15 protein-coding genes are annotated in these 14950 nt (G+C 74.0%); 10 read left to right on the forward strand and 5 right to left on the reverse strand.

The features are described from left to right. Positions 1-103 precede the first annotated feature (103 nt). From AH6_RS20075 to AH6_RS20090, 6 genes are all read left to right on the forward strand, one after another. Entirely contained in the window at positions 104-1189 is a 1086-nt protein-coding gene (locus AH6_RS20075) for an LCP family protein (RefSeq protein ID WP_067482023.1), read from the forward strand. Between the two features lie 22 nt (positions 1190-1211). Further along, positions 1212-1511 carry a hypothetical protein gene (locus tag AH6_RS20080; protein ID WP_067482025.1) on the forward strand — a complete coding sequence of 100 codons (300 nt, stop codon included), beginning with the start codon at positions 1212-1214 and terminating at the stop codon, positions 1509-1511. A 290-nt stretch (positions 1512-1801) separates the two neighbouring features. Further along, the gene (locus AH6_RS43895) at positions 1802-1957 is read left to right on the forward strand and encodes a hypothetical protein (RefSeq protein WP_157431595.1); all 156 of its coding nucleotides are present in this window, start codon (positions 1802-1804) and stop codon (positions 1955-1957) included. 169 nt (positions 1958-2126) lie between these two features. Next, positions 2127-2282 carry a hypothetical protein gene (locus tag AH6_RS44740; RefSeq protein ID WP_169807883.1) on the forward strand — a complete coding sequence of 52 codons (156 nt, stop codon included), beginning with the start codon at positions 2127-2129 and terminating at the stop codon, positions 2280-2282. 61 nt (positions 2283-2343) lie between these two features. Continuing rightward, the gene (locus AH6_RS20085) at positions 2344-2832 is read left to right on the forward strand and encodes a glutathione peroxidase (RefSeq protein ID WP_067482027.1); all 489 of its coding nucleotides are present in this window, start codon (positions 2344-2346) and stop codon (positions 2830-2832) included. 164 nt (positions 2833-2996) lie between these two features. Further along, positions 2997-3914 (forward strand): oxidoreductase, encoded by a 918-nt coding sequence (locus tag AH6_RS20090; protein WP_067482029.1) that lies wholly within the window; start codon positions 2997-2999, stop codon positions 3912-3914. On the opposite strand, the gene AH6_RS20095 is transcribed toward AH6_RS20090, so the two are convergent. The 4 genes from AH6_RS20095 to AH6_RS20110 form a co-directional block, all read right to left on the reverse strand. Continuing rightward, positions 3890-4507 (reverse strand): TetR/AcrR family transcriptional regulator, encoded by a 618-nt coding sequence (locus AH6_RS20095; protein ID WP_067482032.1) that lies wholly within the window; start codon positions 4505-4507, stop codon positions 3890-3892. The two genes, AH6_RS20090 and AH6_RS20095, sit on opposite strands and share 25 nt — an antisense overlap. A 37-nt stretch (positions 4508-4544) precedes the next feature. Further along, a complete protein-coding gene (locus AH6_RS20100) occupies positions 4545-5105 on the reverse strand; it encodes a methylated-DNA--[protein]-cysteine S-methyltransferase (RefSeq protein WP_245679385.1) in 561 nt (186 codons plus the stop codon). 93 nt (positions 5106-5198) lie between these two features. Continuing rightward, on the reverse strand, positions 5199-6611 hold the full coding sequence (locus AH6_RS20105) for an MFS transporter (RefSeq protein WP_067482034.1): 1413 nt from the start codon (positions 6609-6611) through the stop codon (positions 5199-5201). Positions 6612-6984: 373 nt separating this feature from the next. Next, complete coding sequence (locus AH6_RS20110) at positions 6985-9564, reverse strand: DUF6493 family protein (RefSeq protein WP_067482036.1); 2580 nt, start codon at positions 9562-9564, stop codon at positions 6985-6987. Between the two features lie 229 nt (positions 9565-9793). Here AH6_RS20110 and AH6_RS20115 point away from each other — a divergent pair, with 229 nt between their 5' ends. From AH6_RS20115 to AH6_RS20125, 3 genes are all read left to right on the forward strand, one after another. After that, positions 9794-10159, forward strand: coding sequence for a hypothetical protein (locus AH6_RS20115; RefSeq protein ID WP_067482038.1), 366 nt, complete (start codon positions 9794-9796; stop codon positions 10157-10159). Positions 10160-10252: 93 nt separating this feature from the next. Continuing rightward, complete coding sequence (locus AH6_RS20120; RefSeq protein ID WP_083983219.1) at positions 10253-10609, forward strand: DUF3817 domain-containing protein; 357 nt, start codon at positions 10253-10255, stop codon at positions 10607-10609. Between the two features lie 114 nt (positions 10610-10723). Then, the gene (locus AH6_RS20125; protein WP_067482040.1) at positions 10724-11647 is read left to right on the forward strand and encodes a bifunctional helix-turn-helix transcriptional regulator/GNAT family N-acetyltransferase; all 924 of its coding nucleotides are present in this window, start codon (positions 10724-10726) and stop codon (positions 11645-11647) included. A gap of 653 nt (positions 11648-12300) precedes the next feature. Here AH6_RS20125 and AH6_RS20130 read toward each other — a convergent pair. Beyond that, positions 12301-13530 (reverse strand): PucR family transcriptional regulator, encoded by a 1230-nt coding sequence (locus AH6_RS20130; RefSeq protein ID WP_083983221.1) that lies wholly within the window; start codon positions 13528-13530, stop codon positions 12301-12303. 102 nt (positions 13531-13632) lie between these two features. On the opposite strand from AH6_RS20130, the gene AH6_RS20135 reads away from it, so the two are divergent. Next, positions 13633-14949 carry an MFS transporter gene (locus AH6_RS20135; RefSeq protein WP_083983223.1) on the forward strand — a complete coding sequence of 439 codons (1317 nt, stop codon included), beginning with the start codon at positions 13633-13635 and terminating at the stop codon, positions 14947-14949. Position 14950 lies beyond the last annotated feature (1 nt).

Below are 14950 nucleotides of genomic sequence, written 5' to 3' on the forward strand. Positions count from 1 at the left end.
ATCATGCGCCGGATGGACGCGGGCACCGGCCCGTTTTGTCTAAGGTCTACCGCAGTACCGCCGACCCGGTCCTGTAGGCCGGGCACGACAAGGAGGACGCCCCGTGGCGCGCAACCGGCCATCATCCGCTCCGGCGGGGGACCCGTACGCCTACGAGGGCGACCAGCTCCGCGGGTACGGCGGCGACGCCCGCGACGGCTACGACGGCGACTACCCGCCCGCCGGGCGCACCCGCCGCCGGGGCCGCCGCTGGCCCAAGATCCTGCTGGCGGTGCTGGCCGTGCTCCTGCTGCTGATCGTCGGCGGCTACTTCTACCTCGACTCCCGGCTCAAGCGCGAGTCGGTGCTGCAGGACTACCCGGGCCGCGTGCCCGACACCCCCGGCACCAACTGGCTGATCGTCGGCTCCGACTCCCGCGAGGGCCTCACCGCCGCCGACCGCAAGCGCATGGCCACCGGCAAGGCCGAGGGCCGCCGCACCGACTCGATGATGTTGCTGCACTACGGCGACGGCGGCACCACGCTGGTCAGCCTGCCGCGCGACTCCTACGTGCCGATCCCCGGGCGCGGCTCCAACAAGCTGAACGCCGCGTTCGCCTTCGGCGGCCCCAAGCTGCTGGTGCAGACCGTCGAGCGCACCACCGGCGTGCGCATCGACCACTACGCCGAGATCGGCTTCGGCGGCTTCGTGGGCGTCGTGGACGCCATCGGCGGCGTGGAGATGTGCCTGAAGCGGCCGATGAAGGACCCCAAGGCGGGCCTGAACCTGCCCGCGGGCTGCCAGGAGCTCGACGGCGCCAAGGCGCTGGGCTACGTGCGCACCCGCGCGGGCGGCCGCGCCGACCTCGACCGCGTCGAGCGGCAGCGGCAGTTCTTCGGGGCGCTGATGAAGCGCTCGACCAGCCCCGGCGTGCTGTTCAACCCGTTCCGCAGCGTCCCGCTGGCGATGAACGCCACCAGCAACTTCCTGGTGGACGAGAACGACCACCTGCTCGACCTCACCCGGATGATGTGGGCCATGCGCGGCGTCACCGGCGGCGACGGCGTCACCACCACCGTCCCGATCGGCGGCGTCGGCTCCTCGGCCGCCGCGGGCTCCTACATCACCTGGGACCGCTCGAAGGCGCTCCAGCTGTTCGACGCCCTGAAGAACGACCGGCAGGTGCCCGCGAGCGTGATCACCAAGTAGCCGGGCCGCTAGAGTCGGCGGCATGACCGAACAGACCCCGGACAGGGCCGCCGAGCTGGACGAACTTCCCACCGCCGAGCTGTACGACCGGGCGATGGGCCTAGCCAAGGAGCGCAAGGACGTCGGGTTCCTGTGGCGGCTGCTGAAGTCGATCCCGGCCGCGGCGGCGGCGGGCGGCGACGTCGGCCGCGCCGAGTTCGACCTGCTGCACGCGGCCTCGCTGCTGGAGGAGTTCACCCACGCGGACGAGGGGAAGGTCGGCGAGGCGCTGCGCCCGCTGTACATCGAGTACCTGGCCGAGCACGAGGCGGACGCGTCCTGACCTCCGCCTGACCCGGAGGGCCCCCGGCGGCCTCCCGGCGGGCTTCTGGCGGGCCCCTGACGGGCCTCCGCCCGGCCCTTCCGCGACCCCTGTCGGAGCCCGTTCGCGCGGGATCCGGCGGGGGTTGCGGTGCAGGTTGCACCGCAAGGGGGCTTTGTCAGGTGGGCGCGGAGTGATGGCAGGGGTACCGGAAGGCTAGGTCACCCTATCTTTACCCGGCGTTGATCTGTGATCGCCGTCACTCGGGGCACTACCCTAGGCGAGTAGGCAACTACACAGGGTGGTGGACCGTGAACAAGAAGCACATGAAGCTGGCCGCGATCGCCTTCGCCGCGTGGTACGTGATCAGCCGGCCCGAAGGAGCGGCCAACCTGGTCAACAGCGGTCTGGGGGGTCTGGGCGGGGCCGCCGAGTCGATGTCACAGTTCGTGAGCGCGATTCCCTGACCACCGTCCGCCCGCCCCGTGCCCCTGGTGGGCGCGGGGCTTTTTTCGCCTCCGGCCATCGACCGCTGGCCCCGCCGTCACAGTAAAATCCCGCTTTGCGGGTCGGAGCAGATGGGCACAATCTGAATCGGGTCAGTGTGTCGCTGCGCTATACCAGGGACGGCGTCTGATGAAGAAGAACCTCCGTTATGTGGCCATCGCCTTCGTCATCTTCTACTTGCTGAGTTCGCCGCGGGCCGCGGCCGGGGTGGTGAACAACGCCTTCGACCAACTCGGTGAGGCCGGGCGGCAGCTCGCCACCTTCGTCAACTCCCTCGGCACCTGACCGGGCCGACCGCGGTGACGGGGCCGGTCGGCGGGGAGCAAGATCTCCTAAGATCGGCCTCATGTCTGTCTACGAGGTAGAGATCGGCGGTCTGCAGGGCGGTTCTGCGGACCTCGGGCAGTATCGCGGCACGGCCGTGCTGGTGGTGAACGTGGCCTCCAAGTGCGGCCTGACCCCGCAGTACGCGGGGCTCGAACGCCTTCAGGAGCGTTACGCCGGGCGCGGCTTCACCGTCCTCGGCGTCCCCTGCAACCAGTTCATGGGCCAGGAGCCGGGCACCCCGGAGGAGATCGCCACCTTCTGCTCGGCCACCTACGGCGTCACCTTCCCCCTGACCGAGAAGGTCGACGTGAACGGCGACGGGCGGCACCCGCTCTACAAGGAGCTGGTGGACGTCCCCGACGCCGAGGGCCGCACCGGCGACATCCAGTGGAACTTCGAGAAGTTCCTGATCGCTCCGGACGGCTCGGTGGCCGCCCGGTTCGGCCCGCAGGTCGAGCCCGAGGCCTCCGAGGTGGTCTCCGCGATCGAGGCCAACCTCCCGTCCTGACGCCGTCCGGCGTTCCCGCGCGCGGCTTCTCCGCGCCCTTCCGGGGCCGGGGGAGTCGCGCCGTGACGTGCGCCACATCGGAGCGGCGCGCTTGTCGCTATTCGACGTCGCGTCTAGCTTGGGTTTCCGGGCATCGAGATATGACGTGGAGCAGGAGTCGCGGCATGGGCGGATGGAGCACGGCGGACATCCCGGACCTGGACGGGCGGCGGGCGATCGTCACCGGGGCCAACAGCGGGCTGGGCTACCACACGGCCCTCCAGCTGGCCCGGCGCGGCGCGGCCGTGGTGCTGGCGTGCCGGAGCGCCGAACGCGGGCAGGCCGCCCACGACCGCATCGCGGCGGCCGTCCCCGGCGCCGCGATCACCCTCGCCCCGCTGGACCTCGCCGACCTGGCCTCGGTCCGCGCGTTCGCCGAGCGCCACGGCGACGGGCCGCTGGACCTGCTGGTCAACAACGCCGGGGTCATGGCCCTGCCGCGCCGCACCACCGCCGACGGCTTCGAGATGCAGTTCGGCACCAATCATCTCGGGCATTTCGCGCTGACCGGGCTTTTGCTGCCCGCCTTGCGCGCCGCGAAAACGCCGCGGGTGACCACCGTTTCCAGTGGATTCGCATGGGCGGGCCGGTTGCGCTTCGACGATCTGCAGGGCGAGCGCCGATATGGACGATGGTCCGCCTACGCGCAGTCGAAGCTCGCCAATCTCCTGTTCGCCAAAGAACTGGACCGCCGCTTTCCGGAAATCCTCAGCAATGCCGCCCATCCCGGATACGCCAATACCAATCTCCAGGCGGTCGGACCGAAGATGCGGGGGCGCAGGCTGGAGGAGCGCGTCAACGCGTTCGCCAACGCCGTCGTCGCGCAGTCGGCGGCGATGGGCGCGCTGCCCACCCTGTACGCGGCCGTCGCGCCCGAGGCGCGCGGCGGGGCCTGCTACGGGCCGCGCGGGCTGCAGTACCGGGGCGCGCCGACCAAGGTCGTCATGCCGCCGCAGGCCGGGCGGGCCGAGCTGGGACGGCGGTTGTGGCAGGTCTCGGAGGACCTGACGGGCGTCGGCTACGAGGCCCGCGCCGCGGGCTGACCGGCGTCGGGCCGAATGCCGACGCAGCCGTGCACCGCCTGCGCGACGGCCGCCTCGATCACCGCCCCGGGCCGGTCGCTGCGGCGCTGCGCCGCCGTCGCGGCCGCGTCCACGATGCCCTGGACGAGCTCGGCGCGCAGCTCGGGGTCGGGCACCCCGCTGTCGGCCAGCGCGTTGACCAGCGGCCGCAGCAGCTGCGCGTGCCCCTCGCGGATGCGCTCGCGGGCGGGCTCGGCGAGCGCGTGCTCGACCAGCGCCACCGCCGCCGCGTGCCGCCCGTCGGTCATGACCTCCAGCTGCACCCGGATGTAGGCGGTGACCTTGCCGACCAGGTCCGGCGGGTCGGCGAGCGCCCGCTCGACCAGCGCGGCCCAGCGCGGCAGCTCCTCCTCCACGATCGCGGCGACCAGGTCGTCCTTGGAGCGGAAGTACTCGTACAGGCTCGGCCGGGACAGCCCCACCCGGCGGGCGAGGGCGGCCAGGGACAGCGCCTCGATGCCCTCCTCGGCGACCAGGGCGCGGGCGGCGTCCAGCAGGGTGCGCAGCTGGCGGGCGCGGTGCTCGGCGACGGTGGGCTCGCTGATTCTCGGCACGCCCGCATTCTACGTTTCCCGGCATGGCCGGGCGCGGTCACGGACCCCGCTCGGGGTCCCAGTCCAGGGTGGCGGGGAGCGAGCCCTCCAGGGTGAGGAGCCACCGCTTGACCTCGACGCCCGACCCGCCGCTGTAGCCGCCCAGCCCGTTGGAGGCCACCACGCGGTGGCAGGGCACGATCAGCGGGATGGGGTTGCTGCCCATGACCTGGCCGATCGCCTGCGCCGGGACCCCGGCCTCGCTGCGGTCGCCGAGCTGGCCGTAGGTGACGACCTTCCCGTAGCCGACGGTGCCGTAGAGCGTCTCCAGCACCTGGCGCTGGACACGGGAGGTCAGCCGCCAGTCGATCGGCAGGTCGAACTCGGTCCGGGCCCCGGTGAAGTAGGCGGTGACCTGCTCCAGCGCGGGCGCGAGCCGTTCTGGATCGTCCACGACGGGGAGCCGGAACGCGGCGGTGGCGCGGGCGCGCTCGGCGGGACCGTCGCCGAAGGCGAACCAGGCGACGCCTGCCTCGGTCGCGCCGACCAGGACGCGTCCCAGCGGCGTGTCGACCGCGCCGAACGCGAGGGTGCCCGTCATGACGGCGGCGTCGTTCATGGTGCCCTGCCTTCCTTCCGGTGTCCTGTCTCCGGTACGAACACCGGCCCGATCCCCATCGTTGCAGGGACCGCCGACGGTTTCGGCCGCGTCTCAGTCCCGGAAGTAGGCGAGCAGCAGCGCCGCCGTCATGGGCAGCACCAGCACCACCGCGACCGTGGCCAGCGTCCCGTAGGACAGCGCGGTCACGATGGCGCCCGCCGCCAGCCCGCCGACCGCCGCGCCGCCGTTCATCAGCAGGTCGGACAATCCCTGCACGGCCGGACGGTCGGCGACCGGCACCGACTCGGTCAGCAGGGAGGACCCGCCGACGAGGCCGAACGACCAGCCGAGGCCCAGCAACACGAGCGCGACCGTCAGCCGCGTCACCTGGTGCGGTGCCGAGACCGCCGCCAGCGCCGCAGCGGCCGCGAGCAGTGCCATCCCGACCAGCAACACCGGAATCCGGCCGAACCGATCGGCCAACCACCCCGGCAACGGCGACAACGCGTACATCCCAGCGATGTGCAGGCTGATGACCACACCCACAACCGTGAGCCCGGCATGCCCATGATCCAGATGCACCGGCGTCATGGTCATCACGGACACCATCACGACATGGCTGACCACGATCGCGGCAACCGCAAGCCGCGCACGGGAATTACTCCGTAGAACGGCCCATCCGCCACCCCGCGCGACCTTCCCGCCGCCCTTCCCGTCGACCTTGGCCGCCGAGCCCTGACCGCCTTCCTGTGCTGGGACCTGCCCGTCCTTTCGTGCCGGGGCCGCCCCGGTGACCTTCGTCAGGGGAAGAGGCTGCCCGGCGGGCTGCGCCGGGGACTTTCCGTCGAGCTGGGCGGCCATGTCGGCGGCCAGCCGGAGCGGGTCAGGACGCAGCAGTGCCAGCACGCCCAGTGCCGAGATGCCGAACGTGACCGCCGCCAGCGTGTACGGCCCCGCCCACGCCGCGAGCCCCAGGCTGCGGCCCAGTTCGTCGGCGGGGTGGGCCAGGTTGGGACCGGCGACCGAGCCGATCGTGGTTGCCCACACCACCACCGACAGGTCGCGCGCCGAGCGTCCGGGCGGTGACAGGTCGGTGGCCGCGTAGCGGGCCGCGAGGCTGCCCGCCGTGCTGCCGCCGAACAGGAACAGCCCGGCCAGCAGCAGCGGCCACGTGTGCAGGGCCGCCGCCACCGACGCGATCACCGCGCCGAGCGTGCCCGCGCCGTAGGCCAGCGTGAGCGCGGCCCGGCGGCCTCGGCGCGCGGCGGCGCGCGCCATCGGGATGGCCAGCACGCCCGCGCCCGCGACGGCGCTGGTCTGCGCCATGCCGCCGATCGCCTCCGAGCCCGACAGGGTGGAGGCGGCCAGCGTGCTGATCGCCACGCCGGTGGCCACGCCGATGCCGCCCAGCACCTGGGTGGCGGTGAGCACCGCCAGCACCCGCCGCTGCGCCGGGTGCCGTCCGGCGGGGGACGCCGCCGGGCTCGCGGGGGTGTCCGCCGGGCTGCTGCTCAGGGCCGTCATGGCTTCCGTCCCGTCAGGAGTGAATAGGGGGATCGTTCATGAAGTGCCGGATCAATGTACGGGCCGGGGGTATATCTGGCAAGACGCGGACCGGTCCTCCCGCACCCCACCGGCATGGGGACTGCCTTCCCTGGCGGGTGAGGACGCGGCGCGGTCGTGCCGCCTCGGCCCCACAACGCCCGGAAGCGGAGCTGGCGTTGGCGAGCGAGGCCCAGTGCAGCCGCGCCATTTTGCCCTTAGGACGCCTGGAGGCGGAGCTGCCCTCTTGGTGGGCTAGGGTGCGGGGCGGTCGCTTCGCCTCGATCCTTGAGACACCTGATGCGAAACAGTCCTCCTTAGGTGAGGGCGCGGTGCGGCTGCGCCGTCCTGGCTCTTACGACACTCGGATGTGGAGTTGGCCTCCCTGGCGGGTCAGGGCGCGGTGTAGGCGTGCCGCTTCTGATGCCGCTCGGTTGTTGCCGCCTCGGGTTGCGAATGCCGCCAGTTCTGGCACCACCCCGCCCACTCGCGTGGTCTCTACCGTGCGGGTGGCCAGGGCCAGTAGGGCGGGCAGGCCGGGCAGAGGGCGCTCGCCGGGGGCTGGGAGCAGGGCGGGGAGGGCCGCCTTCAGGGCCGTCCACACGTGGATGTGCGCGCCCGCGTCGGCGGCCTCCGACAGTGCCTCCACCACCCGGTCCAGCTTGATCAGTTCGCGCCGGGCCAGCGTCGCCAGCGCCTCGCCCAGGCCGGCGGGCGGGCGGTTGCGGGCGCACAGTGCCAGCAGCGCCCGCACCGCGTCCGCGCGTTCGGCGGGTACCCGGGCCGACAGGCCGTACAGCAGGGCGGTCGCGGTCGCCGCCCCGGCGGGGCCGTCGGCCTCGGCGAGGCCGAGCAGGGTCGTGCCCTGCCGGTAGTCGCTGTCGAGGCGTTGTGCCAGGTGGGGCAGCAGGTGCGCGGCGACGATCTCGCGGTGCGACGGCAGGATCGCGGGCCACCACTCGTGCGGGCCGTAGAAGGCGGGCGTGGGGCGGTCCGGCCACAGGCCCTCGGCGGTGATGGTGCACAGCCGGTCGATGGCGGGCGGCACGGCCGTCGGCAGCGTGACGGTCGGGGTGCCGTCGGCGTCCACGGTGACGTCGGGGTCGGGCAGGCCGCCGTGGGCCAGCCAGGCGCGCAGCGCGCGTCCGGCGGGGGAGGACAGGTGCGCGGTGCGGGCCGTGACGCCGCGCGGCAGCCGCAGCAGGGCCTGCACGAGGTCGGCCGGGCCCGGTTCGATCCCGGCGGCCTCCAGCCGTTCCAGCCGGGTCACCAGCGCCGCCGGGTCGAGGTGGCCGCTGCCCTCGGTCGGGGTGGCCAGCAGCAGCGGGGAGCGGCCCACGGTGCTGACCAGCTCCCGCATCCGCCAGATCAGGAAGCGGTGCATGACCGGCTCGTCGGGGGAGCGCTCGTGCCAGGCGACCTTGCGGTGGAAGGTCATCAGGGAGTCGAAGCCGTCCTGGCGGCGCGGCGTGAGCACCGCGCGGACCGCCCCGGCCGTCCAGTCGGCAGGGGAGTTGAGGCTGAGGGTCGCGGTGACGTTCGCCGCCCAGGGCGTGGTCTCCGGCAACGCGCGGCGCAGCAGCTCGCGCAGGCTGTGCGGGTCGCGGACGGCGAACCGGACCAGCGCGTCCAGCAGGCATTCGACGGCGGGCCAGGAGTGGTCCTGCGCGGCGAACGCGGCGGCGGCCTCGGCGGGGGTGGCGATCGGGGCGGGCAGCGTGCGCGGCTGGAACGCCGGGGGCCGGGCCGGGGGCGGCGGGGTGTCGGCGGGCTGGGCCACCAGCCCCCACAGGTGGGGCGGCAGGTGCTCGGCGGCGTCGTTGACGTAGCGGAGGGTCTCGGCCGCCGCGCGGCCCGCGTGCTTGGCGACGGCCTTGGCGGCGCGTTCGCGCAGGCCCTCGTCGGACGCGGCGAACAGCGCCGTCAGCACGTGCAGGGTCACGTCGACGCGGTCGCGCTTGCGGGCCGACCGGTCCAGCCAGGTGATCGCGGCACCGGCGAGCTTGCGTTCGGGGCGCGACAGCAGCGCGTCGGCGGTCTCGACGAACGCCTCGCCGGTCAGCTGCCCGGCCTCGTCGATCCGCCGCACCTCGCGGAACGCGGCCGTGGCCACGGCGGGCGGCGATTCGGGCAGCAGCCGGACGTAGTCGCGCAGCCGGGCTGCGGTCTCTTCCAGCGTCGGCTCCAGCGCGTCGTGCAGCCGGACGAACCAGTACAGATCCTGCGGGCGGCCACCGGACAGCAGCCGCTGCACGCAGCCGTCCAGGATCAGGGAGCGCTCCAAGCGGCCGGAGGCGACCAGGTCGAGCAGCGCATCGGCCCAGGACGCCTGCCGGGCGTCGCCGGGCTTGTCCCACACCAGGCGGCGGCCCAGTTCCTCGACCTCGAACAGCCGGGGCACCAGCGCGTCCAGGAACGGGTCGTCGGCGAGCCGGTCGGGCCGCCCGCCCCACACCACCCAGTTGACGACGAACCCGTCGCAGGTGGGCGGTTCGATCCCGGCGGCCCCGGCCAGGGCGGCGGCCGCGTGCCACAGGGAGGCGTCCTGCCAGCGCAGGTCGGCGGCGCGCAGCCGTTCGGCGGCCAGGGCGGCGGCCTCGGCGCGCCACTCGGCCGGACGGGCGGCGGCGACGGTGGCGAGCGGCCCGGTCAGCTCGGCGTAGGAGGCCGACCACAGGCGCAGGTCCGCGCGCGACACCCAGGCGGCGGCGTGCTCGGCGGACTCGATCGTCGCGACCCCGGCCACCAGCAGCGGCAGCACGGCCCCCGCTTCCAGGGAGGCGCCCTCCGACGCGCCGTGCAGGGCGCTCAGGTGGCCCGGCAGTTCGCGGGCGACGTCCTGGCGGGCGGCGGCGTCGAGATCGGCGAGCCAGTGCGCCAGCGCGGGCACGTCACCGGCCTCGATCAGGGTGCGGGCCCGGCTCCACGCGGTCATCGGTCGGCCTCCCGGCCCGGGGCGGGTCCGCCCGGCGCGCACGGGGACGCCATGCCCCGGAGGACGGCGTTCGCGGGTGCTGCGGAACGGATCGGGGACAGGGGGGTCGTGTCGTTGCTCATACCACGGAATGTAAGCGGGGCCACCGACAGTTTCCGGCCGCGCCGGTGCGGGCCGCTCCGGCGGGGGCGGGCGTGGGCTGCGGGGAAGGCGGGGTACGCTCGGTGACGTGCGAAGGTTCCTCACCCCCGGCTGGCTCGGCCTCCATGCGATCGCGGTCGTGTTGTGCGTGGCGTTCCTGGGCTTCGGCTGGTGGCAGTTCGACCGCGCCCAGGCCGGCAACGACCGCAGCTGGGCCTACACCTTCGAGTGGCCGATCTTCGCGCTGTTCGTGGTCGTGATGTGGGTCAAGATGATCCGCGACGAGCTGAACGGCGAGGACTCCGCCAAGCAGGCCCCCAAGGTCATCGAGGAGCCCGCCGAGGCGGCGGTCAAGCGGGAGATCATCCGCCAGCAGGAGGCCGAGGACCCCGACCTCGCCGCCTACAACCGCTACCTGGCGCGCCTGAACTCCCAGCCCGACCGGCGCGGCTGACGCGCCGCGGCCACCCCCGCCCGCCCGGCGAGAACGGCGGGCGCGCGCCCCGTCCGACCGCGCCCGCCGGGCGCGCTGAGAAAGGTGTGATCTGTGGAAGCGGCGATCAAGCGGTACCGCGTCCTGGCCCTGATCGTGGGCGTGATGTTGCTGCTGCTGGTGTTCGTGGCGATGCCGTTCCGCTACCTGGGCGACAACGCGACGCCGTCGGGCATCATCTCCCCGATCCACGGCTTCCTCTACATCGTCTACCTGGTCGCCTCCTACGACCTGTGGCGCAAGGCGGGGTGGCCGCTCAAGCAGATGCTGGTCATGGTGTCGGCCGGGCTGATCCCGTTCCTGGCCTTCTTCATCGAGCGCCGCATCGTGCGCCAGGCGCAGGAGACCGCCGCCGCCCAGGGCGGGCCGCGGAAGGCCGTCACCGAGAACGAGCCGCTCGCCGGGGCCTGATCCCCGCCGTTCCCGCCGCACGCGCCGAGCCCGGCCCTGGACCTCCGTCCGGGGCCGGGCTTATTCTTTGACCCAGTCAAGGTTGACTGGGTCAAAGAAATGCGGAGGCAGGGCATGGACGTCACCCCGGACCAGATCGAGGCGGTGCGGTCCTTCAACCGCTTCTACACCGGCGTCATGGGGGTGCTGGGCGAGTGCCTGGTGGAGTCGCCCTACTCGCTCACCGAGGCCCGCGTGATCTTCGAGCTGGCGCAGCGCGAGGACAGCGAGGTGCTGGCGCTGCGCCGCGCGCTGGGCCTGGACGCCGGCTACCTCAGCCGGATGTTGACCCGCTTCGAGGGCGACGGCCTGGTCACCCGCGACCGCGCGCCCGGCGACGCGCGCCGCCAGGTCGTCCGCCTCACCCCGCGCGGCCGCGAGGTCTTCCAGACCCTGGACGGGCGCTCGGCCGCCGAGGTCCGCGACCTGCTGGCCGGGCTGCCCGACGCCGACCGCCGCCGTCTGGTCGGCGCCATGGACGCGGTGCACGGCCTGCTGGGCGACGGCCCCAAGTCCGCGCCGTTCACGCTGCGCGGCCTGGAGCCCGGCGACCTCGGCTGGGTGGTGTCCCGCAACGGCGTGCTGTACGACGTGGAGTGCGGCTGGGACCGCAGCTACGAGGCGCTGGTGGCGAGCGTGGTCGCCGGCTACGGCACAGAGCACGACCCCGAGCGCGAGAACGCCTGGATCGCCGAGGCCGACGGCGAGCGGGTCGGCAGCATCTTCTGCATGCGGCGCGACGAGACGACCGCGCAACTGCGGCTGCTGCACGTCGAACCGTCAGCGCGCGGCCTCGGCGTCGGCGGCGCGCTGGTGGCGGAGTGCCTGCGCTTCGCCGCCGCGGCGGGCTACGAGGAGATCATGCTCTGGACCACCGCCCTCCAGAAGCCCGCCCACCGCATCTACCGGCGGGCCGGGTTCGAGCTGGCCGAGGAGGAGCCGCCGGTGCGGCGCTTCGGCGACGTGATCCACGGCCAGGTCTGGCGCCGCCGCCTGTAAGGGGAAGGGCCGGGCCGGCGGCGCTGCTCGACGCCGCCGGCCCGGTGGTGGACCCCGGTGCCGCGGGGGCGTGCGGCACCGAAATCCCGTGCTGGTCTGTGGCCCAGGCGAGCGGGGGCCGCCTGGTGGAAGGACCTGCCGCCGCACCGCGCTCCTGCGGCGGCAGGTCCGTCCGTCGCTTCCGCCGGGCGACCGTGGCGGCGCGGGGGACGCCGCCGGGTCCGGGACGGCCGAGAACCCGAGGTGTGCCACCGTGCGTCCCGTCATTCACCGCGGGCACCGTGTCGATCGGGGGCCGGTGCGTGCTGCGGTGCGGGATGCCGGGGACGTCCTCGGCCGTCCGGACCGGATCGCTCGGGAAGCGGTCCGTCAGATCGGTGCCGGTGCCGGTGAGGGACGGCGGGGGCGGCGGGGCACCGGCGGGGGAGAGGGCCGCGCCGCCCGCCCCCGTCCGCTCGGTGCCCGCCATGCGTCCCTCCTCCGGTCCTGGGGTCCGGTCCCGGATCTTTGCCCGTCCGAGAAGCTTTCCTTCACCCAGCGTCACGATCTCGTAGCGGAAGGTACCCCAGTGCCATGCGGGCGCAAACCCAGGTCAAGGAAGATTCGCGAGATCGCTAAGGGCTTTGCCCGGAGCGCGGCGATACGCGAACCGATCAGCCGAGCTGACGCAGCGTGAGCGCCGCCGCGCACAACACCGTGCCCTGGGTGGTGCGCGGGTCCACGCCGAGCAGCCCGGCCGCGCGCGCCAGCCGGTTGTCCACGGTGTTGGGGTGCACGCCGAGCGCCCGCGCGGTGCGCCGCCGGTCCAGGTCGTGGCGCAGGAAGGCGCGCAGCGTCGCCAGCAGCTCGGGGCTGCCGTCGAGCGGGTCCAGCAGTTCCGCGACGGCGTGGGCGCTGTCGCGCGAACCGCTCAGGTGGTAGTCCAGCAGCACGTCGCGCAGCTCGTACAGGCCGGGCGGGCGGCCGGTGGCCTGCGCGATGCGGGCGATCCGCACCGCCTGGTCGGCGGCGCGCGGCACGTCGGCGGTGCCCTGGGACCGGGCCGCGCCCACCACCACGCCCCCGGCGGCGGGGTCGGTGAGCAGCGGCACCAGCTCCGCCAGCCGGCCGGCCGCCGAGATCGGCAGCAGCACGTGGCCGCCGCGCGCGTCGAGCAGGGTCAGCGGCGTGCCCTCGGCGAAGCCCTCCAGCCGGGCCCGGACGCGGCGCAGCACGCGCCGCTCGGCCACCGCCGAGCCGGGGCCGTCCGGCAGGCGCAGGTTCAGCACCAGGTAGGCGTGCGCCAGCGGGACGCCGAACCGCGCCGCCGTCGCCCGCACCGCCTCCCCGGCCAGCAGCGCCCGCGCCACCTCCCGCAACTCCTCGCGCCGCTCGGCCAGGATCGCCGCCTGCTCGGCCTGGTAGGCGTCGGTCACCGCCTTCACCACCTGGCCCAACCCGCGCAGCTGGACGCGGGCCAGCCACTGGAGCGCCGCCTCCTCGCCGGGCCTGGCCGCCGCGCACAGCGCGTCCCAGACCACCTCGGCGCCGATGTGATAAGTCCCCAGCAGCACCGCCAGGTCCACGCCCTCCTCGGCGCGCTGGGCGGCGCGCTCGCGGAACAGCCGCAGGTCCTCGTGGGTGACCCGGACGCCCATCGCGGTCTGGAGGAACTGCCGGATCGCGTACCGGGCGGTGCCCGCGATCTCCAGGTCCCGCATGTCCCCGGGCAGGTCGGCGTAGTCGGGGAGCACGGCGAAGTGCCGCTCGGCCAGCTCGCGGGCCAGCCGGTTGACCTGCCCCTCGCAGCGGGCGGCGATCCCGGCGGCGACCCGCCGGACGTGCTCGTCGGTGATGGCCCGGACCTCCTTGCCACGGTACGCCGTTCCAACGAATTGTGACATGTCACAAGCCGGGCGGCCTTCAAGTGGGCTGACGGCTTCTTGTCCGGCCCCGGAGACGGCGGAAAAGTGAGCGGCACCCCCGCAGCCGATCGGAGCACCCGCATGGCCCCGCCCACCAGGTCCGCGCCCGGCATGTCCCAGCCCGACGCGTCCCGGCCCGCCGCCCCGCCGCCCGCCCGCCGCGCCTGGACGGTCGTGGCGCTGCTGTTCCTGTTCATGACCGTCAACTTCATGGACAAGGCCGTGCTGGGCTTGGCCGGGAAGCACGTCAAGGACGACCTCGGCCTGGACGACACCGCCTTCGGGCTGATCGGCAGCGCGTTCTTCCTGCTGTTCAGCGTCTCGGGCGTCGTGCTGGGCTTCCTGGCCGACCGCGTCTCCGCGCGCCGCCTGCTGACGGCGCTGGTGGTGGCGTGGAGCCTGGCGCAGCTGGTGGTGGCGCTGCCGACGGCCGGGCTCGCGACGCTGATCGTCACCCGGGTGGTGCTCGGCGCGGCCGAGGGCCCGGCGTTCCCGCTGGCCAACCACACCGCCTTCGGCTGGTTCCCCGACCGCGAGCGCGCCGTGCCCGGCAGCCTGCTGACGGTCGGCGGCGCGACTGGGATCGCGGTCGGCGGCCCGCTGCTGGCGGTGGTGATCTCGCAGTTCGGCTGGCGGGCGGCGTTCGCGCTGACCGGCGTGCTGGGCCTGATCTGGGCGATCGCGTGGTTGCGTCTGGGCGGGGAAGGCCCCTACAGCGCACGGTCGGCGGACGCCGCGAGCGACGGCCCGTCGATCCCGTTCAGGCGACTGCTCCTGAGCGGCACCGCGCTCGGCGGCCTGGTCTGCGGGTTCGCCGGGTTCTGGACGATGGCCGTCGCGATCACCTGGCTGCCGCAGTTCCTCCAGCGGGTGCACGGCTACTCGCTGGAGGCCGCGAGCCTGATGGGCGCCGGGACGCAGGTCGCCGGGATCGTGGTCGTGCTGGCGGTCGGCCGGGCGTCCCAGCGGATGGTGCACGCCGGGCGCTCCAGCCGCGTCGCGCGCGGCGTGCTGGGCGGCGCGGCCGTGGCGGTCTCGGGCCTGGCGGCGCTGCTGCTGACCCGCGTCGGCGGCGGCGGCGCGGCGCTGGTGGTGGTCATGCTGGTGGCCTTCACCCTGGTGAACTCCTTCTTCGGCCTGCTGGCGGCGGTGCTCGCCGAGATCGCGCCGGTGCGGCGGCGGGCGGCGCTGCTGGGCGCGGTCACCGCCGCGGCCGCGACGGCGGGCGCGATCGGCCCCGCCCTGACCGGCGCGCTGGTGGATCACGGCGGCGACGCCGCGACCGGTTTCCAGCACGCCTTCGACCTGACCGCCGCCCTGATGATCGTCGGCGGCCTGCTGGCTGCCGCGCTGATCCGCCCGGCCCGGGACCGCGCCGCCCTCGGCACGACCTCCTGAC

Source organism: Actinomadura hibisca NBRC 15177, from assembly GCF_001552635.1.
Taxonomy (GTDB): domain Bacteria; phylum Actinomycetota; class Actinomycetes; order Streptosporangiales; family Streptosporangiaceae; genus Spirillospora; species Spirillospora hibisca.